The organism is Streptomyces sp. NPDC087300 (assembly GCF_044744425.1).
Lineage (GTDB): Bacteria > Actinomycetota > Actinomycetes > Streptomycetales > Streptomycetaceae > Streptomyces.
In genome coordinates this window covers 736714-755238 of the sequence record NZ_JBIUYI010000001.1, presented here as the reverse complement: position 1 = coordinate 755238, position 18525 = coordinate 736714, and the positions used below count along the sequence as shown (strand labels likewise).

Here is an 18525-nt window from a genome sequence, read left to right as displayed (position 1 = left end):
CGGGGCCACTCCGTCGTGGCGGCGCACTACGGGATCCTGGGTGGCCGACCGGCGCGCGGAAAGCTGGTTTCTTCCCTTCCCGGCCTGCGGACACACCCTAGGTGACGAAGGTCATCTGCCGGTGTGCTGCGGCACCTTGCCAGGGCGCACGGGGAAAACACCTCTCAAGAGCAAGAGAATTGGTAGCACTCGCAATGTTGTTGGGTACACGAGTCTCTGTCAACCACGGCAATGATCTTGGCTTGTTCGTGCCGAGTGAGCTGATTTCTTGCGTCTCGAAGACGCCCCGGTAAACCGTTCAGAATTCAATTGCCGATGCGCAGTTGATAGGGGCAGGGCACCCTTGACACTAAGCGGTCTATACAGCTAGACAGGATGGGCGAGGCGGGGCAGGCAGCGGCCGGTCGGCGCCGTCCCCTCGCATCCACCCACCGACCCCCCACCCCCGCGCCGCCGGTCCCCGACCGGTCGGCGCACGCGGACGCGCTGCGGACGCGGGAAAGGAAAAGGGCGATGAAGTTACTCGTCACCGGAGGCGCCGGCTACGTGGGCAGCGTCGTCACGGCGCAGCTCCTGGAGGCCGGCCACTCGGTGGTGGTCCTCGACGACTGCTCCACCGGCCACGCGGACGCCGTGCCCGACGGTGCGCGGCTGATCGTCGACACCCTGCGCGACGCGGCCGAAACCGTGCTGGCCTGCGACTCCTTCGACGCGGTCCTGCACTTCGCGGCGAAGTCCGTGACCGGCGAGTCCGTGCGGCGGCCGGGGTTCTACTGGCAGCAGAACCTGGGCCATTCGCTCGCACTGTTCGACGCCATGCGCCGCGCGGACGTACGCAGGATCGTCTTCTCCTCGACGGCGGCGACCTACGGCAACCCCGAGCGCACCCCGATCACCGAGACCGACCCCACCCGCCCCGTGAGCCCCTACGGCGCCACCAAGCTGGCGATCGACACCGCCCTCGCCTCGTACGCCGATCTGCACGGATTCGGCGCGGTCAGCCTGCGCTACTTCAACGTGGCGGGCGCCTACGCCGGGCTCGGCGAGCGCCACGAGCCCGAGACGCACCTGATCGCCAACGTCCTCGCGGTGGCCGCGGGGCACGCCCCGGACGTGCGGATCTTCGGCACCGACTACCCCACCCCCGACGGCACTTGCGTGCGCGACTACATCCACGTCGCGGACCTCGCCCGCGCCCATCTCCTGGCCCTCGACGCCTGTACGCCGGGGCGCCACGCGGTATTCAATCTCGGGCGCGGATCGGGCCACTCGGTTCTGGACGTGGTGAAAGCGTGCCGCGATGTCACCGGGCATCCCATTCCCGTTTCCCTCGCCGAACCGCGGGCCGGTGACCCTTCGGTCCTCGTGGCCTCGTCGCAGAAAATCACCGACGAACTCGGCTGGAAACCCGCACGGGATCTGCACGAGATGGTGGCCGACGCCTGGGCGCTCATCCAGCGGGCCTGAATTTCCCGGTCACCGAATCCCGAACACGACCACAGGAGAAGGGTGTCTATGAACACGCACGGGGAATTCCGCACCGCCGTCGTGCCGGCGGCAGGACTGGGAACGCGCTTTCTGCCCGTCACCAAATCGGTTCCCAAGGAACTCCTTCCCGTCATGGCGACACCGGCCATCGAAATCGTCGCCGCCGAGGCCGCGGCCGCCGGTGCCGAACGCCTCATCACCGTCACGTCCCCCGACAAGGAGGCCGTGGCCGCACACTTCTCCCGCGACCACGACCTGGAGAAGCTCCTCGAATCCCGCGGCAAGGACGCCGCGGCCGATGCCGTCCGGCGCGCCCCGCGGCTGCTCCGCGTCGAGAACGCCGTGCAGCCCGAGCCGCTCGGCCTCGGCCACGCGGTCGCCTGCGCCGCACCCCTCCTGACCGAGCAGGACACCGCGGTCGCCGTCCTGCTCCCCGACGACCTGGTGCTGCCCGCGGGCGTCCTGACGCGGATGGCCGAGGTGCGCCGCCGCCACGGCGGCACGGTCCTGTGCGCCTTCGAGGCCGCCCGCGAAGACCTGTCCTCCTACGGCGTGTTCGACATACGCGACACGACGGACCCCGGGGTGAAGCGCGTCCGGGCCATGGTGGAGAAGCCCGCTCCGTACGAGGCGCCCTCCACCCTCGCCTGCGCGGGCCGCTATCTGCTCGACCGCGAAGTCTTCGGTCCGTTGCGGGAGATCGGTCCCGGACCGCGCGGCGAGATCGACCTGACCGACGCCATCTCCGTCCTCATCGACCGCGGGCATCCGGTGCACGTGGTGCTGCACACCGGAGTACGGCACGACATCGGCACTCCGGGCGGCATGCTCCGCGCCTCGCTCGACGCGGCACTGCGCGATCCGGCGCGCGGACCCGCCCTGCGCAGCTGGTTGCGGGAGCGGGTCGACATCCCCGAGGACGCCCATGCGGTCGGCTGAGGGAGGACACGAACACCCATCGGACCGCTCACTAGGATGCGCGCATGCCCACCCGCGGAACGCAGCCCGACTTCGCCCCCCGCTACCACACCATCGAACAGGCCCTGCGGCGCCGCATCGCGGACCTCCAGCCGCACGCGCCGCTGCCCTCGGAGACCGAACTGGCGCGGGAGTTCGAGGTCAGCAGGATGACCGCACGCTCCGCCGTCCTGCGCCTGGTCGCCGACGGTCTCGTGTACCGCGAGAGCGGCCGGGGGACGTTCGTCGCGCCGCCGCCCAGCGGCCGCAGAGCGGACAGCCTGATCCGGTTCAGCGAGGAGATGCGCCGTCAGGGCAGGCTGCCGTCCTCGGAGGTCGTCGCCCGCGAACGGCGTCCGGCCACCGCCGCCGAGGCCGAACAGCTGCGCCTCGCGGCGGGCGCGGACGTGGTGGCCGTCGAACGCGTCCGGCTCGCGGACGGCACCCCGGTGGCCCGCGAGCGGTCGGCCTTCCCCGTCTCCGTCGCGGCCCTCCTGGACATCGACCTCGCCACAGGGTCCCTGCACGAGGCGCTCGTGGACCTGGGGCACACCCCGTCCTTCGGCCACGCGGTCCTCGGCGCGGACAACGCCACCGGAGAGGACGCCGAACTCCTCGGCCTGGCAAGGGGAACGGCGCTCCTGGTGGAGCGCAGGCTCATCCTCGACCAGCACGGCGACCCACTGGAGTCCACCGAGTCCCGCTACGCGGGCGACCGCTACTCGCTCACCGTGACCTTCGACGTCGAGCACGGCTGACGCCCGGACCGGCCGAGGCCCGGACCCGCTCCTGCCCCGTACGAACCACGGCACGGCATGAACCAAGGAGGGGCATGCGTACCTCATTCCTGTCCACCGCAGGATCGGTCCTCAAGCCCAACGAGGACTATCTGGCCGTCAATCCGCACGTGGCCCTGGTGGTGGACGGCCTCTCGTCACCGCCCGAACTGGGCAGCGGCTGCGTGCACGGCACCCCCTGGTACGTGGCCCGCCTCAGCACGTACCTGCTGCACGCGGCGACCTCGCGCCCGCACCACCCGCTCGCCGACTGCGCGGCCGAGGCCATCAGCCGGGTCGCGGGCCTGCACCGCGACACCTGCGACCTCGCCCACCCGGGCACGCCCTCGTCCTCGATCGCGCTGCTGCGGGAGGGGCCGGACACCGTCGACCACCTCTCCCTCTTCGACTCGGTCCTGCTCGTCGACGGGCCCGCGGGGCTGAACGTGATCTCCGACCACCGCGCCGACGACTTCGCGCAGGAGGAGCACAAGGCGACCCTGGCGCACCGCATCGGCACCGAGGAACACCGTCTCGCGGTGAGCGCCCTGGTGGCGGCCCAGCGCCCGCACCGCAATGTCGCGGGCGGCTACTGGGTGGCGGGCTCCGCACCGGAAGCCGCGGACCACGCCCTGACCGGCTCGCTCCCGCGCGCAGAGGTCACCCGCGCCGCCGTCATGAGCGACGGCGCGTCCTGTCTCGTCGAGGACTACGGGGTCACCGGCTGGGGCGAGATGCTGGACCTCCTGGGGGAGAAGGGGACGGGGGAGCTCGTCAGCCGGGTCCGCGCGGCGGAGGCGGGCGACCCCGAGGGGACGCGCTGGCCCCGGTACAAGGCGGGCGACGACTGCTCCGTCATCTACTGCGAGTTCGACGACGCCGTCTGAGGGACGGCCCGCGCGGGGTGGCCGAATTGTGGCTTGCGGTCGGTACGAGGGGGCCTGTTTCGCTCAGTTGTAAGGTTAGGCTAACCTCTGCGACGTGCATGAAGGTGAAGAGACCAGCGAGGCCGGGCGCCCCCAGGGTCATGAACTGTCGGCCACGGGTGTCACCGTGGCGTACGAAGGCGTCGACGTGGTCCACGACGCCTCGATGACCCTGAAGCCGGGCGAGGTGACCGTCCTGGTCGGCCCCAACGGCAGCGGGAAATCGACGCTGCTGCGCACCCTCGCGCGGCTGCAGCGGCCGCGGACCGCCACGCTCGTCATCGACGGCGACACCGACGGCCTCGCCCTCAGCCCCCGTGAGTTCTCCCGGCACGTCGCCCTGCTCACCCAGGGACGCCCCACGCCGAGCGGCCTGACCGTACGCGACGTCGTCGAGTTCGGCCGCTACCCGCACCGCGGCCGCTGGGGCAGGGCCGACCCGGGCGGCCGGGCCGCGGTGGACCGCGCGCTCGCCATGACCGGCGTCGACGACCTCGCCGAGCGCGGCGCCGAGCACCTGTCCGGCGGACAGCTCCAGCGCGTCTGGCTGGCCGGCTGCCTCGCCCAGGAGACCGGCGTTCTCCTCCTCGACGAGCCGACCAACCACCTCGACCTGCGCTACCAGGTCGAACTCCTCGACCTCATGCGGGACTTGGCCGACGACCACGGCATCGCCGTCGGGGCCGTCCTGCACGACCTCGACCAGGCCGCGGCCATCGCCGACCGGATCCTCCTGCTCGACGAGGGACGGGTCGTCGCCGACGGCGACCCCGAAGACGTACTGACACCGGAGCGACTGACCGACACGTACGGCATCCGCATCGAAGTCGACTCCGACCCCCTCACCGGCCGCCTGCGCACCCGCGCCATCGGCCGTCACCACTCGCGAAGCGAAAGGCTCAGCACCACCTCATGAGACGCCTCCTGATCACCGCGGCGACCGCCACCGCCGCGGCCCTCGCCCTGACGTCCTGCGGCACCACCGAGCCCGCCGCCGACGACGCCAAGAAGAGCGCCGACGCGATCACCCTCACCGACGGCACCGGCGCGAAGGTCCAGTTGAAGAACGGGCCCGCGAAGAAGGTCGTCGGCACCGAGTGGAACGCCGTCGAGAGCCTGATATCGCTGGGTGTCGACCCGACCGGCGTCGCCGACGTCAAGGGCTACAAGACGTGGGACACCGCCGCCCCGCTGAAGAACGACCCCAAGGACGTCGGCACGCGCGGCGAGCCGAGCATGGACACCATCGCGTCCCTGAAGCCCGACCTCATCATCGCGACCACCGACCTGCCCGCGGCCGCCGTGAAGCAGATGCGCGACATCGCCCCGGTCCTGAACCTGCGTCCCTCCGACGCCGCGGACCCCATCGGGCAGATGAACAAGAACCTCGACCTCCTCGCCAAGGCCACCGGCACCACCGAGCAGGCCACGAAGCTCAAGAAGGACTTCGAGGCGAAGCTCGCCGACGGCAAGAAGAAGCTCGCCGACGCCGGCCGCGGCGGCGCGAAGTTCGCCTTCGCCGACGGCTACGTCACCGGCAACCAGACCTCGATCCGCCCGTACACCGGCGGTTCGCTGCTCGGCGCCGTCAACGAGAAGCTCGGCCTGAAGAACGACTGGTCGGTCAAGGGCGACAAGGCGTACGGCCTCGGCGCCACCGACGTCGAGGGCCTCACCAAGCTCGACGACGACGTGCACTTCGCCTACATCGGCAACGACGGCGACAAGGGCAGCAACCCGTTCGCCGGAGTCCTCAAGAAGGACAAGGTCTGGACGTCCCTGCCGTTCGTCAAGAAGGGCAACGTGCACCGGCTGCCCGACGGCATCTGGATGTTCGGCGGCACCGCGTCGATGAACACCTATGTCGACTCCGTCGTAGAGGCGCTGAAGAAGTAACACCATGGCCGTCACCGCAACCACCCCCGCCACCCGTCCGTCGGCAGCCGCAGCGCGTACGGGCGCGGCCGCGGTGACGGCCGCACTGCTCCTCCTCGTCGCCGCGCTCGCGGTCGTCGACATCACCCAGGGCACGGCGGCCGTCGGCCCGTCCGAGATCTGGAAGGCGTTCACCGGCAGCGCCGACACCTCCGACGCGTCCGTCGTCGTCGCGTCGCGGCTGCCGCGGATGACCGCGGGACTCCTCGTCGGCGCCGTGCTCGGCATCGCGGGCGCCGCCCTCCAGGCGGTCAGCCGCAACGTCCTCGCCTCGCCCGACACCCTCGCCGTCAACGCGGGCTCCTACCTCGCCCTCGGCGTGACCGCCGCCACCGGCATCTCGCTGCCCTTCCTCGCCTCCTCCGGCATCGCCTTCGCCGGCGGCCTCGCCGCGGCGGCCGTGGTGCTCGCCCTGTCCGGCCTCGGCGCGGGCACGGTCCGCCTCGTCCTCGCGGGCAGTGCCCTGACCCTCGGCCTGCTCGCCGTCACCGAGGGGCTGCTCCTGCTGTTCCCGCGGGAGACGGAGGGCCTCTACAAGTGGAACCAGGGCAGCATCGCGCAGAACGGCTTCGACGGCGTCCTGCAGATGCTGCCGATCGCCGTCATCGGCCTCGTCGGCCTGATCCTGCTCGCCCGCAGGGTCGACGCGCTGGCCCTCGGCGACGACGCGGCGCACGGCCTCGGCGTGCCCGTCCGCTCCACCCGCGTCATCGCCGTGGTGCTCGCCGCGCTGCTCTCCGCCGCCGCCGTCACCCTCGCCGGGCCCGTCGGCTTCGTCGGCCTGTGCGCGCCCGCCCTCGTCCGCCCCCTGGCCCGCAGGTTCCGCGCCTTCACGCGCTCGCGCGCCCGGCTGCCGTTCGCGGGCCTGACCGGCGCGGCCCTGGTGCTCGGCTCCGACGTGCTGCTGCGCGCCGTCGTCCCCTCGGACACGGCGGTCGCGGTGCCCACCGGCGTCGTCACCAGCCTGGTCGGCGCCGTCTTCCTCATCGGCATGGCCGCGCGGGCCAAGGACACGGCGGGCGCCGCGCCCGCCGACCGGCTGCACATCCGCAGCAGGACCGTCTTCCTCGTCACGACCGTCGTCCTGGTGGCCGTCCTGATCGGCCTCGCGATCGCCGCCGTACTCATCGGCGACAGCAAGCTGCTCCTGGGCGACGTCGTCAACTGGGCCCAGGGCAGGGCGGGCCAGACGGTCTCCTTCGTCCTGGACACCCGCGTACCGCGCGTCACCGCCGCCCTGCTCGCGGGCGGTGCCCTCGCTCTCGCGGGCACCCTCATCCAGGCGGTGACCCGCAACCCGCTCGCCGAACCCGGCGTGCTCGGCGTGACCAACGCCGCCGCGGTGGGCGCCGTGCTGCTCGTGACGACCGCGCCCACGGCCGGTTCCTGGAGCATCGCGGGCGGCGCGTTCGCGGGCGCCGCGATCGGCTCGGTCATCGTCTTCGGCCTCGCGGCCCGGGGCGGCTTCCAGCAGAACCGGCTCGTCCTCGTCGGCTTCGGCGTCGCCACCGGATCGGCCGCGATCATCAGCATGCTGATCATCCTCACCGACCCGTTCAACGCGACGAAGGCGCTCACCTGGCTCGCCGGCTCGACCTACGGGCGCACCCTGCCCGACGTGGTGCCCCTCGCCATCGTCCTCGCCGTGGGCGTGGCCGTCGCGGTCGTCAGGCGCACCGAACTCGACCTGGTCTCCCTCGACGAGGACACCCCCAGACTGCTCGGCCTGAACCTCAGCCGCGGCCGCCTGGGCTTCCTCCTCCTCAGCGTCCTGCTGAGCGCCACCGCCGTGGCCGCCGCCGGCACGATCGGCTTCGTCGGCCTGGTCGCCCCCCACGCGGCCCGCGCCCTCGTCGGCCGCCAGCACACCCGCGTGGTCCCGGTGGCGGTCCTCCTCGGCGCACTCCTGGTCTGCACGGCGGACCTGGTCGGCCGCACGGTCATCGCCCCGGCGCAACTCGGCGCGGGCCTCATGACAGCGGTGATCGGGACGCCGTACTTCCTGTATCTGTTGGTGCGCACGCGTGGTGGCCGATAGCCGACATCCTTGCCCATGAGGTGATTTGAGGCATCGGTTCGAGGTATTGCAGTCGGGCGCTATCTGGTGTCGGTGGTGTAGACACCTGGTCTGAACCAAGTTACCTTTGGGGCGACTTCACCAAATCTCTCAACGCGTGAACGCTGACCCGAGGAGTTTAGTGAGCAACGGGAAAGGTCCGTCGATCGCGTCCGATCCTGTGGCAGGGCCGCCGTGTTTGGCCCGGGAGCTCACCAGTCGTGAAGTCGAAGTTCTCGCTCTGGTGACAGAGGGAATGACCAATCGGGAGATCGCCTCCGAGTTGGGGATCAAAGAACGCACCGCGCGGCAGCATGTGGCGCAGATACTCCTGAAGTTCGGGGTGGCCTCACGTGTGGAGGCGGCCGTGATCGCGACGAAGTGGCAGCTCGGCATCGTTCCGTAGCGTCCCCTCGGCATCACCCCTGAAATCTTCTCTTTCGAAGTGGGCAGTCCGGTCCCGGGCTGCCCACTTCTCTTTATGTGCTTTCACTGCTTCCTTCATTTCCCTGGCGCACCGGCCGTGGCCGATTGGCCAATAGACGGCCCGCGCGAATCGCTGCTTTCCTGATCACGATTCCCATGGGGGAGTCGACGCCTATCAGGAGTGAAAGTCGGCTGCGCGGAAGGCGGTACCGATCTTGTCCTCGCCACTGGTGAAACAAGTGGAACCCGTGCTGCGGGAGCATGCCGCCCTCTGCGACGAACGGGCCACGTTTCCCGCGGTGCCGCTCGCCGCCCTGCGGGAGAGCGGACTGATGGGCCTGCTCGTGCCCGTCGAGCACGGCGGACTCGGTGGAGGCCTCGCCGAGTTCGTCCTCACCGCCGGGGAACTCGCGGAATCCTGCCTCTCCACGGCGCAGATCTGGGCGATGCACTGCTTCCAGGTCGACGCGATCGTCCGGTACGGGACGCGGCGGCTCAAGGACGAGCTGCTTCCACGCGTGGCCTCGGGGCAGGTCTACATCGCCTCTGTCACGACGGAACGCGGCCGCGGGGCAGGTCTCTTCGGCGCGCATGCCCCGCTGCGGGCCGAGGGCTCCCGGCTGGCCGTCGAGCGCGCCGCGCCGGTGGTCACCGGCGGTGCGCACGCGGACGGCTACCTGATGACGATGCGTGCGGCAGAGGACGCCAAGGAGACGGAGGTGTCCCTCGTCTACGCGGACCGCGACGATCTGACCGTGGAGACGGTGGGCAAGTGGGACGCGATGGGCATGCGGGCCACCGAGAGCGTGGGCATGGTGCTCAAGGGCTCGGTGCCCGCCCACCACGTGGTGGGAGAGCCGGGGCGCTTCGCGGTCGTGGCCAGGGAGAGCATGATCCCGCTCTCCCATCTCGGCTGGTCCGCGTGCTGGCTGGGGGCCGCCAGGGGGGCGCTCGAGGCACTCGTACGGCAGAGCGCCGCCGTGCGCGGGAAGAGCCTGGTGTCCGGTGGCAGTGGAGCGTCGGACCTCTTCTACGACCGGCTCGGCCGGGTCAGGGTCCGCCTCGAGCTGGTGAGCGCCTACCTGACGCGTACACGAGAGGAAGCCGAACGGGCACTGGCGCAAGGGCACTCCATGGCGGACCCGCGTTCGCAGATCCAGCTGAACACGCTGAAGCTCGCCGCGTCGGAGATGACCTTCGCCGCCGTCGACGAACTCGTCCAGCTCGCCGGTCTGCGCACCGGCTATCTCAAGGACGCGGACATCCCGCTGGAGCGGCACTTCCGCGATCTGCGCTCGGCGAGCCTCAACCACGCCAACGACGGTCTGCGCGTCGGAGTCGGCGGGCTCTGCATGCTCGACCGCGGCACGCACCTGATCTGAGAGGGAGCCATGCCCACCTACCGACTCCTTCTCGACACCCCCGTCCCCCGGTCGCACGAGGAAGAACTCGCCAAGCGGATCTTCTACGTCTCGCAGGCCATCGACTCCTTCACGCTGCTGCCCGAACCATCCGAGCCCGGCCGCGTCACAGCCGTCGAGGTGACGACGGCGGACAGCTCGGACCCTGCCGATCTGGCCCGCAAACTGAACCTCGTCAGCAGCCGGGAAATCCTGCCTCTGCGGTTGTCCGGCGCCGGGCCGCTGTGGACCTCACCGCATTCCCCCGCTCCGGTCGGAGGCGTTTTCGACCGGCTCGTGGCCGGTGGCGTGGTCCAGGAGACGGGGCCCGGTCTGGTGGCCACGGGGGAGTGGTTCAACCGTGTGATGGACGGTGTGGACCGTCGCCTCAAGGAGATCGCGGAGAGCCACGGCGCCGTGGAGTACCGCTATCCCACGCTGATACCCGTCGAGGTGCTGCACACGGGCGGATATCTGACCTCCTTCCCCCAATTCGTGATGTCCGCCTGCCGGCTGCACGCGGATGTCGACACCTACACGGCCTTTCTCGAAGAGCGCCCCGGAGACATGGCCGTGCGTCTGATGCGATTCAGTGAGCACGTGGGGCACTGCCTTCCGCCGACCATGTGCTTCCACACCTACCACCAAATGCGCGGCCGCGCGCTGGAGTTCCCCGAGACGACCGTGACATCGCGCGGCAAGTCGTTTCGCTTCGAGGCGCGATACAGCCGATCGCTGGAGCGGCTGTGGGACTTCACGATCAGGGAAACGGTCTTCTTCGGCAGTCAGGAGTCCGTCGCCGCGAAACGGCAGGCCTTTCTCGAGGCCACCTGCGACCTGGTGACCGAGCTCGGCCTCGCCGGGCACGTCGAGGCTGCGAACGACCCCTTCTTCGGCGGCGGAGAGACCCCGCGCCGCGTCATCGCCCAGCGGCTGCACCGCCTCAAGTACGAACTGCGGCTGCCCGCCGAGGAAGGCCGGACCGTCGCCGTGGGCTCCTTCAACGTGCACGGCACCACCTTCGGAGAATCCTTCGGTATCACGCTGCCGGACGGCGGTTTCACGCACTCCGCCTGTACCGGCTTCGGTCTCGAACGCTTTGCCTTCGCTCTCTTCTGCCGCTACGGGGCACAGGAGCGCGACTGGCCCGCCGATGTCCTGCGGTCCCTGACCGTCCGCCGATGAATTGAGGTCCACGGGTGGCGAACCGCACGCCCGCACAGCCCCGACGCATGACCGGAAACCGTGCCGCAGGGCACAGGACGCGTGGGAGGAACGGCCCGCCACGCAACCCCGTCGTCCCCACCGCACTCGAAGGGCAGGTCTTCACCGAACGTACGTCGCTCGCCCTGCCCACGGGCCTCCCGCTGGAGTCGTGGCGCCAGGTCGGCCAACGGCTCACCCGGCTGAACGACTCCTCCCAGTGGTGGCTGGGGGACTGGCTCGTCTATGGCCAGGACCGGTATCCCGAGCGTTACCGCCGGGCGGTGTCGGACACCTGTCTCGACTATCAGACGTTGCGCAACTACGCCTGGATCGCGCGCAAGTTCCCCGCCCACCGCCGCCGGGCCGCCCTCAGCGTCCAGCACCACATCGAGGTGGCGGGACTGCCCGAGGCGGCGCAGGAGACATGGCTCGACGCGGCGGAACGCGACGGTTGGTCGCGCAACGAACTCCGTCGCACGCTGAAGGGGATCCGCGGGGCGGACGGCGAACCACCCCCGGGCGAGCAGGTGTTCATCCGGTTCCACGCGACGAGCGAGCAGCGGCTCCGCTGGGCGGAGTCGGCGCGTCTGGCCGAACGCCGCCTCGACGAGTGGATCCTCCACGTCCTGGACTCGGCGGCACCCCCGCCCCACCCGAAGTCACCCCGCCCCGACGCACCGAACCCGCAAGGCGATGCCTCGTCCTGAGGCACGAGAGGAGCCCCCACGATGCCGACACCCGGCGCCGATCCCGTCTACGTACGTGCCTCCGTCTGGCCGAAGTGTGACCTGGTGTGCCGCTACTGCCCCGTCGAGGAGGGCATGGAGAACCGCGTCCCCGCACGGTTCGCGGGACAGCGGCTCAGCACACCCGAGTACGTGCGCAACATGGCCGCGATAGCCGACGCCGGTATACGGGGCGTGTCCTTCACCGGCGGTGAGCCGACCTTGCGGCCCGATCTGCCCACGATCATCGAGGAGGTCCGTCCGATGTTCGACCGGGTGGAGCTCACCACCAACGGCGCCCGGCTCCACAAGATGACCGATGTCGTCAAGGAGAACATCGACCTCCTGAAGATCTCGCTGGACTCGGTGAGCCGGGCAGACGTCGCGGAGATCACCGGGCGCCGCTTCGCCTTCGACCACGCCGTCGATTCCATCAGCTGGGCGCTCGGTGCCCAGGTGCCGCTGGCGCTGAACGCGGTCCTGATGAGGCGTACGCGCAACGAGCTCGACAGCACCATCGACTACGTCAGGAAACTCGTCGACGGAGCCAGCTCACCGGTCCACCTCAGCCTGCTCGACTTCTACTACTCGCCGAGCCGCCGCGCGGAGTGGCTGGAGGACTATCTGCCCACCGACCAGGTGCTCGACCTGCTCGCCTCCCGGTACGGGGACCCGGAGGTCCAGGAGCGGTTCGGCTGCCGCTTCTACTGGTTCGACGTGGACGGCTTCAGCGTAAGGCTCAAGGACTCCTACGACGGGACCATGCGGGCCGCTAAATGCACCGGATGCACCAGCTACTGCCAAGAGGGGATCTACGGCATCAAACACTCGGTCGAGGGCTGGCTCACGACCTGCCCCAGCGACCGGGAGGACCTCGGGAACCTGCTGCACGCCGAGCTCACCGGCGACGAACTCTCCGCACGGGTACGGCACATCCTCACGGACGTGGACGCGGCCACCATGGTCGAGGACTCCTTCGAGACGATGTGCGCCACCCACGGCCTGGAAATCCAGCGTGCGTGACGTCCGTTCGCCCGCGGCGACCGCGCCGTTCGCCACGCACGCCGTCCCGCCGGCAAGACATCGGGGCCCGCAGCGGGCGAGGGACGTGCTGTACGCCCTGCCCGATGACGACTGGGCGGCACCGCGCGCGCTGTCACAGCGGTACGGGGACGTCCGTGACCGGTTGGCGTTCCTGCTGGTGCGGCCGGAGACCGTTCGGCAGGGCCTCACCCCCGACGTGCTGCGCCGCACCGCGCTCGCCGGGTTCACACCGCTGGACGCGGCGGTGGTCGAGCCGCATCCGCGCCTGGTGGAGGAGTTGTACCGGCTCACCCAGGTCAGGCTCGCCGACGCGGGCGCGCGCCCCATGTGGTGGTACATGCCCACGTACTACCGCCTCGGACCCGCGGTCGTCGTTCTGCTGACGACGGAACAGCGGGAGGTGACGGCGGCCGAGCGTCTCATCGCGGTCAAGGGCCCCTCCAACCCCGCGCTCACCCGCCCGGGCGAGATCCGGCACGAGTGCGGAGCGCAGAACATGATGATGTGTGCCGTCCACTCCTCGGACGACACCGGGACCATGCTGCGCGAGGCGTGCCTGTTCTTCGGGGCGGAGCGCGTCACGGCGGCGCTGGAGCGGACACGTGCCGAGGACGACCGGTGCCACGGCGCCGGCACCGGGGAGGTCCGCGGCGCCGACGGGCCCCGGTCCGGCCTCTCGGCGCCGGACATCGAGGCCCTGCTGGGCGGCCACGGGCTCCCCTCCCGACCCTGCCGTCTGCCCAACTTCCACCAGGCACTCGCCGCGCTGCAGCGGTCCGTCCTCGAGTCGGCCCGCGTCACCGCCGACCCCGAACTGGCGCCCCACGCGGCCGCCTTGGCAGCGCGATTGCGCGGCCGGACGGCCGATGCGCTGGCCCATCCCGACTACGGCACGCGCACCAGGGCGCTGCGCGCCGTCTGGCGCGACCACGGGGCGGAACTGCTGGGCCGCGTCGCCGGTTGCCCGGAGCTCGAACCGGCCTTCCTGCACTGGTCGGCCCCGCTGACCGGCACCGGCTCCGCGTACGCGGACCTCGTGCTCACCGGGCTGCGCGAGCGCGGACACGTCGTCGACCAGTGGGCCGCCACTGTCCTGGAGACCGGCTGGGCCTTTCACGATGCCATCGACGCCGCATCGGACACCGAAGGGCACAGCGGAGCGGAAGGGGATGCGCATGGCTGACGCAGTGGAAGCAGCGGATGCCGTACCGGACGCACCGGGCGTGCGGGAGGTGATGAACGCACGACGGTCCGCGTTCGACCGCATGGCCGACGTGTCCGGCACGTCGTCGCCCGGCAAGCCCTTCGCGAACCTGAGGATCGACGCCCGTGCGTACGCGGCCGACGGAACGGGGGAGGACGCGTCCCACCCCGTTCCGTCGGCTCTCGTACGGGCCGTCACCGACCGGCTGGCCAGGGACGGCGGATTCGACGGGCCCGGCGCCGCCCTCGTCACGGGGCTGCCGACCGGGGGGAACGTGCTGCGCGCACGCCAGGAGCACGAGAGGCTGTTCCGCGCCGTGTGGGCGGACTTCCTCGCGCGGACGGGGCAGCGGGATCCCGCTGCCGGGTATGCCGTCAAGACCAAGACGACGACCGACGGCGTCATCCCGCCCGAGCTCTACGGCAGCAACTGGAGCTTCAAGAGGCCGCACGCCGACCGGGACGCCTGGCTCTTCTCCCATCGGTACGGACCGGTGGCCGGCTGCGGTGGCGGCGCGCCCGTCCTCCTCGACGTACGCCGCTATCTGCGGCGGCACGGCCTGCGCTTCGCGGACGCCTTCGAGTGGTCGCGGGAACCCACTCCGGGCAGCAAGCCCGTGCTGCGCGCCGAACACCACGAGGCCGCCATGGCCGAGTGCGGCGTCGTCCTCGAAGGGGTCGGGCTCGACGCCGTCCTCTTCGTGAACAACCTGCCCGACGCGGGGGTCCTGCACGGTGCCACGCCCGTGCGGGTGACCGATCCGGACCTCTTCGTGCGCGAATACCACCGTTGCAGCGTCAAGGACGCCCGCCCCTGTTGACCGCGTACCCCGACAGACTGGAGACGAGCTGTGGAATCCCCTGCCGGCCGGCGAACGGCCATCGTCGCCACGGTCGGTGTGTCGAGCGAGCGGCGTTCCTGCGTCGAAGGGCTCGTGATGGCCGGCGCCGACGTCATCCGGCTCAGCATGGTCAACGGCACCCGGGAGCGGCACCTCAACGTGGCGCGGTACGTGCGGGAGATCGCCGCCGAGAGCGGTCGCGGGGTACGACTCCTCGCCGACCTCCAGGGTCGCAAGAACCGGATCGGCGCGCTCCCCGGAGGCCGCGCCGACTGGGCGACCGGGGAGAAGGTCGTCCTCACCGCACGACCCGATGCCGCCGCCTCCCACCGCACCTGGGTCACGCACGCGTGGGAGCCTGGCACCGTGCCGGTGGGGAGCAGCGTCCTCATCGACGACGGTGCCGTGATCCTGGCCGTCGAGGAGGCGGACGCGGACGTACTGCGGTGCTCGGTCGTCGAGGGCGGGCCGGTCACGGACGGCCGCGGCGTGACGATGCGAGGCGGTCACCTCCGCCCAGGACTCACCGAGCGAGACGCGGACGACCTGCGGTTCGCGGTCTCGCTCGGCGTCGACATGGTGGCCCTCTCCTTCGCCCGCCCCGACGACCACCACGTGCTGCGGGACCTCGCGCCCGACCGGATGCTCATCGGCAAGGTCGAGCATCCGACGGCGGTGGACCGGCTCTCCGACATGGCGGCGGTGTACGACGGGCTCATGGTGGCCCGTGGCGACCTGGCCCTGGAGCTGCCCTTCGAAGAGGTTCCTGCGGTGCAGAAGCGGACCATCGCCGCATGCGCCCGTGCCGGAACGCACTCCATGGTCGCCACCCAGTTGCTGCACTCCATGCGGGAGAGTTCCCGCCCCACCCGCGCCGAGGTCGCCGACGTGGCCAACGCCGTGCTCGACGGTGCCGACTCCTTGATGCTCGCAGGGGAGACCGGCTTCGGACGGCATCCGGTGCGGGCGGTCGACACCCTCCGCCGGGTGATCGAAAGCGCCGAGAGGTACGCCGATGAGTGCCGCGCGGACCCGCCCCTCGGCGGGAGTCCGAACCACTCGCCCGTACCGGGCCGCTCACCCGTGCCCGCCACCCACACCCCGGAAAGGTGACCCATGCCCGCCGCCCCCTGGCCACCCGACTTCGAGAACACGTTGCGGCTCCACCTGCCCCTGCTCGACGAGGACCGACCGCTCTCGCCCGAACTCGTCCTCTCCGATCACGGCCTTGACTCGCTGGCGACGGTCAGTCTCCTCCTCGACCTGGAGGAGCGATACGCCGTCACCATCCCCGACGAGCTGCTGAGCGCGCAGGCCTTCGGCAGCCCGGCCGAACTCTGGGCCGTGGTCGCGCTGGCACGCGGTGGGTCCGCGGAGCCCGCCGTGCCGGCCGGGGGAGGAAACCCCTCATGACCGGAGCCGTCGTCCCGCCGGGCCGGGACGGTACGGACATCCCCGTCCGGACGGGACTGAGCGGTCTGCGCCCGGAGGCACACCTGCTGATCGCCCTGGCCCGGCTGCGGATCGACCGGACCGGACAAGGAGCGATACGCGGATTCCTCACGCGCCACGGTGCCGCGCTCGACTGGGGCTTCTTCCTCGACCAGGCGGCACGCCACATGGTGCTGCCGCTGGTGGGCCGGAATCTGGTGCGGCTGCGCCTGACACACGGCGACGACGGCCGTTCCCTCGTGCCGTACCACTGGATCTACGCCGCGGTCTATGAAGGAAACCGCCGCCGCAACACCGCGTTCGCCGCCGAGTTCGCCAAGGTCTTCAGGGCGCTCGCCGAGGCGGGCATCGACTACGCCGTCCGCAAGGGTCCCGTTCTCGGTGAGGGCGTCTACCTCGACCGGGGCGCACGGCGCATGTCGGACCTCGACGTGCTGCTGCGCCGCGCCGACTTCGCCCTGTTCGGCGAGATCGCCGCCGAACAGGGCTACACGCTGGGGCAGCAGTCCGCGGACGGGCGGCGGATCGAGCCGTTCGACCGCAGGACGCAGGTCTACTGGAAGGTCAACATCACGAATGTGGCGCTGCCCTACATCAAGCTCGGGCATCAGGACGACCTCGACCAGTACATCCTCTCGGGCTGCTTCAGCCTGTTCCAGCCGATGAGCGGGATCCGTGACGACGGCGAGGAACTGCTCGACCGCGCCGTGCCCACCCGCCTCTACGGCGAACCCGCCCGCATGCTCGACCCCGTGGACCAGCTCATCGACGGCTGTGTGCAGATCCATGTCGAGGCCAACCTCCTGCTGCACATCGAGAACGGCAAGGACCTGGCGCTGCGCAAGTTCATCGACCTGGCCGAACTGCTGCGCCTCGCACCCGAGGGGTGCCTGCCGGAGTTCGAGAAACGAGTCGCCGGATACGGCTGCGAGGAGAGCGTCGCCTATGCGCTGCACCGTACGGACGAGCTGTATCCGGGCAGCGTCCCGGCGTCGCTCATCTCCCGCTTCCCGGTGTCGCGGCCGGAGCTCCTGGAGGAGTACGGCAGGTTCGACGGCGCGCCCCGGTGCTGGGAGATGCCCTTCGCCGAGCGGCTCTTCGACCCTCGCCGCTCACACGTCGCGCGGGGGCGCAGCCAGGTACCGGGCCCTCGTTCCTCGATATGACGCCCCAGGAGAGTCGGTGGACGCGGCGGCCGTGTGCGCCAGGATCTCCGCGGCCAGCCGGGCGGTGACCGCCGGATGCAGCAGATGCCCCATACCGGGTACGTGAACGAGCCGGGCGCCGGGCAGGGTCCCGGCGAGCCACCGGGCGTGCGCCGGAGGAACGACGAGGTCCTGCGGCGCTTCGACGACCAGAGAGGGCGTACGGACCCGGGCCAGTTCGTCGGCGCGGGCCAGCCCCGTCTGCGAGGCACGTGTGTGCGGCCCGCCGCTGCCGCCCTGACCGCGATCGCGTGCCCGGCCCCGCGCCAGGCGCTCTTCCATCCGCCGGAACTTCTCCTCCTCGAAGGGCAGCACGCCCCCGTTGTAGAGGCGCCACTGTTCGACACGGAGCGCGGTCTCCGCCTCTCCGCCGTGGGACGCCGCCATACGCTCCCACAGCCGTCGCAGCCGCTCGTCGGGGCCGGGCAGCGTCGCCCGTGCGGCGGCAAGGGGGTGCTCGGAGGCGGGCGGGGCGGGCAGCGCCTGAGCGCAGAACAGCGCGGCGCTCAGGAGCCGTTCGGGGTGGTCGAGCAGGAGCAGTTGGGTCAGCATGCCGCCCATCGACATGCCGACGACGTGAGCCCGCGGTGCCTCCACCGCGTCGAGGACGGCGACGGCGTCACGCGCCAGATCCACCAGCCCGTACGGCGCCCGGTCGAAGCTCGCCGTGGACCGCCCGGTGTCCCGGTGGTCGTAGCGGACGACCCGGTGGTGCCGGGCCAGCTCGGCGACGAACCGGCCCGGCCAGGCGAGGCCGGAGGAGTTGGCTCCCATGACGAGCAGCAGCACGGGTGCGTGTTCGGCGCCGTCCTCCTGCACCCACAGACGGATTCCGGATTCCACCTCGACATAGCGCCCCATGGCCCCCATCGTGCACGCGCGGT

The 18525-nt window shown here is 70.9% G+C and carries 18 protein-coding genes; 17 read left to right on the top strand and 1 reads right to left on the bottom strand.

Going from position 1 to position 18525, the window contains the following annotated elements; translation table 11 throughout:
* Positions 1-513: 513 nt before the first annotated feature.
* From galE to ACIO9J_RS03115, 17 genes are all read left to right on the top strand, one after another.
* A complete protein-coding gene (galE, locus tag ACIO9J_RS03195) occupies positions 514-1467 on the top strand; it encodes a UDP-glucose 4-epimerase GalE (RefSeq protein WP_401991633.1) in 954 nt (317 codons plus the stop codon).
* A 48-nt stretch (positions 1468-1515) separates the two neighbouring features.
* Positions 1516-2427, top strand: coding sequence for a UTP--glucose-1-phosphate uridylyltransferase (locus ACIO9J_RS03190; RefSeq protein ID WP_401991631.1), 912 nt, complete (start codon positions 1516-1518; stop codon positions 2425-2427).
* A 44-nt stretch (positions 2428-2471) separates the two neighbouring features.
* Positions 2472-3203, top strand: coding sequence for a GntR family transcriptional regulator (locus ACIO9J_RS03185; protein ID WP_401991628.1), 732 nt, complete (start codon positions 2472-2474; stop codon positions 3201-3203).
* A gap of 74 nt (positions 3204-3277) precedes the next feature.
* Positions 3278-4108: a hypothetical protein gene (locus ACIO9J_RS03180; protein WP_401991625.1), complete on the top strand. Its 831-nt coding sequence runs from the start codon at positions 3278-3280 to the stop codon at positions 4106-4108.
* Positions 4109-4202: 94 nt separating this feature from the next.
* Positions 4203-5063 (top strand): ABC transporter ATP-binding protein, encoded by an 861-nt coding sequence (locus tag ACIO9J_RS03175; RefSeq protein ID WP_401991622.1) that lies wholly within the window; start codon positions 4203-4205, stop codon positions 5061-5063.
* Positions 5060-6043, top strand: coding sequence for an ABC transporter substrate-binding protein (locus tag ACIO9J_RS03170; protein ID WP_401991619.1), 984 nt, complete (start codon positions 5060-5062; stop codon positions 6041-6043). The genes ACIO9J_RS03175 and ACIO9J_RS03170 overlap by 4 nt, the downstream gene beginning before the upstream one ends.
* A gap of 4 nt (positions 6044-6047) precedes the next feature.
* Entirely contained in the window at positions 6048-8120 is a 2073-nt protein-coding gene (locus ACIO9J_RS03165) for an iron ABC transporter permease (RefSeq protein ID WP_401991616.1), read from the top strand.
* 136 nt (positions 8121-8256) lie between these two features.
* Entirely contained in the window at positions 8257-8544 is a 288-nt protein-coding gene (locus ACIO9J_RS03160) for a response regulator transcription factor (protein ID WP_401991613.1), read from the top strand.
* A gap of 250 nt (positions 8545-8794) precedes the next feature.
* On the top strand, positions 8795-9946 hold the full coding sequence (locus ACIO9J_RS03155; RefSeq protein ID WP_401991610.1) for an acyl-CoA dehydrogenase family protein: 1152 nt from the start codon (positions 8795-8797) through the stop codon (positions 9944-9946).
* A 9-nt stretch (positions 9947-9955) separates the two neighbouring features.
* Positions 9956-11149, top strand: a complete 1194-nt coding sequence (locus ACIO9J_RS03150) for a hypothetical protein (protein ID WP_401991607.1) — start codon at positions 9956-9958, stop codon at positions 11147-11149.
* A 47-nt stretch (positions 11150-11196) separates the two neighbouring features.
* Positions 11197-11877 carry an LmbU family transcriptional regulator gene (locus tag ACIO9J_RS03145; RefSeq protein WP_401991605.1) on the top strand — a complete coding sequence of 227 codons (681 nt, stop codon included), beginning with the start codon at positions 11197-11199 and terminating at the stop codon, positions 11875-11877.
* Positions 11878-11898: 21 nt separating this feature from the next.
* Positions 11899-12918, top strand: coding sequence for a radical SAM protein (locus tag ACIO9J_RS03140; protein WP_401991600.1), 1020 nt, complete (start codon positions 11899-11901; stop codon positions 12916-12918).
* The gene (locus tag ACIO9J_RS03135; protein ID WP_401991597.1) at positions 12911-14122 is read left to right on the top strand and encodes a nucleoside-diphosphate kinase; all 1212 of its coding nucleotides are present in this window, start codon (positions 12911-12913) and stop codon (positions 14120-14122) included. The genes ACIO9J_RS03140 and ACIO9J_RS03135 overlap by 8 nt, the downstream gene beginning before the upstream one ends.
* Positions 14115-14963, top strand: coding sequence for a hypothetical protein (locus ACIO9J_RS03130; RefSeq protein WP_401991594.1), 849 nt, complete (start codon positions 14115-14117; stop codon positions 14961-14963). The genes ACIO9J_RS03135 and ACIO9J_RS03130 overlap by 8 nt, the downstream gene beginning before the upstream one ends.
* 30 nt (positions 14964-14993) lie before the next feature.
* The gene (pyk, locus tag ACIO9J_RS03125; RefSeq protein ID WP_401991591.1) at positions 14994-16097 is read left to right on the top strand and encodes a pyruvate kinase; all 1104 of its coding nucleotides are present in this window, start codon (positions 14994-14996) and stop codon (positions 16095-16097) included.
* 3 nt (positions 16098-16100) lie between these two features.
* Positions 16101-16397, top strand: coding sequence for a phosphopantetheine-binding protein (locus tag ACIO9J_RS03120; protein ID WP_401991588.1), 297 nt, complete (start codon positions 16101-16103; stop codon positions 16395-16397).
* Positions 16394-17602: a nucleotidyltransferase family protein gene (locus ACIO9J_RS03115; RefSeq protein ID WP_401991586.1), complete on the top strand. Its 1209-nt coding sequence runs from the start codon at positions 16394-16396 to the stop codon at positions 17600-17602. Before ACIO9J_RS03120 ends, ACIO9J_RS03115 begins: the two co-directional genes overlap by 4 nt.
* Here the strand turns inward: ACIO9J_RS03115 and ACIO9J_RS03110 are convergent.
* Positions 17549-18502 carry an alpha/beta fold hydrolase gene (locus tag ACIO9J_RS03110; RefSeq protein ID WP_401991583.1) on the bottom strand — a complete coding sequence of 318 codons (954 nt, stop codon included), beginning with the start codon at positions 18500-18502 and terminating at the stop codon, positions 17549-17551. The genes ACIO9J_RS03115 and ACIO9J_RS03110 overlap by 54 nt on opposite strands.
* Between the last annotated feature and the right edge of the window lie 23 nt (positions 18503-18525).

Coding starts and splice junctions, on each gene's coding strand:
- galE (WP_401991633.1), top strand. CDS start 514: ATGAAGTTACTCGTCACCGGAGGCGCCGGCTACGTGGGCAGCGTCGTC.
- ACIO9J_RS03150 (WP_401991607.1), top strand. CDS start 9,956: ATGCCCACCTACCGACTCCTTCTCGACACCCCCGTCCCCCGGTCGCAC.
- ACIO9J_RS03185 (WP_401991628.1), top strand. CDS start 2,472: ATGCCCACCCGCGGAACGCAGCCCGACTTCGCCCCCCGCTACCACACC.
- ACIO9J_RS03115 (WP_401991586.1), top strand. CDS start 16,394: ATGACCGGAGCCGTCGTCCCGCCGGGCCGGGACGGTACGGACATCCCC.
- ACIO9J_RS03110 (WP_401991583.1), bottom strand. CDS start 18,502: ATGGGGCGCTATGTCGAGGTGGAATCCGGAATCCGTCTGTGGGTGCAG.
- ACIO9J_RS03120 (WP_401991588.1), top strand. CDS start 16,101: ATGCCCGCCGCCCCCTGGCCACCCGACTTCGAGAACACGTTGCGGCTC.
- ACIO9J_RS03130 (WP_401991594.1), top strand. CDS start 14,115: ATGGCTGACGCAGTGGAAGCAGCGGATGCCGTACCGGACGCACCGGGC.
- ACIO9J_RS03190 (WP_401991631.1), top strand. CDS start 1,516: ATGAACACGCACGGGGAATTCCGCACCGCCGTCGTGCCGGCGGCAGGA.
- ACIO9J_RS03145 (WP_401991605.1), top strand. CDS start 11,197: ATGACCGGAAACCGTGCCGCAGGGCACAGGACGCGTGGGAGGAACGGC.
- ACIO9J_RS03140 (WP_401991600.1), top strand. CDS start 11,899: ATGCCGACACCCGGCGCCGATCCCGTCTACGTACGTGCCTCCGTCTGG.
- ACIO9J_RS03180 (WP_401991625.1), top strand. CDS start 3,278: ATGCGTACCTCATTCCTGTCCACCGCAGGATCGGTCCTCAAGCCCAAC.
- ACIO9J_RS03170 (WP_401991619.1), top strand. CDS start 5,060: ATGAGACGCCTCCTGATCACCGCGGCGACCGCCACCGCCGCGGCCCTC.
- ACIO9J_RS03165 (WP_401991616.1), top strand. CDS start 6,048: ATGGCCGTCACCGCAACCACCCCCGCCACCCGTCCGTCGGCAGCCGCA.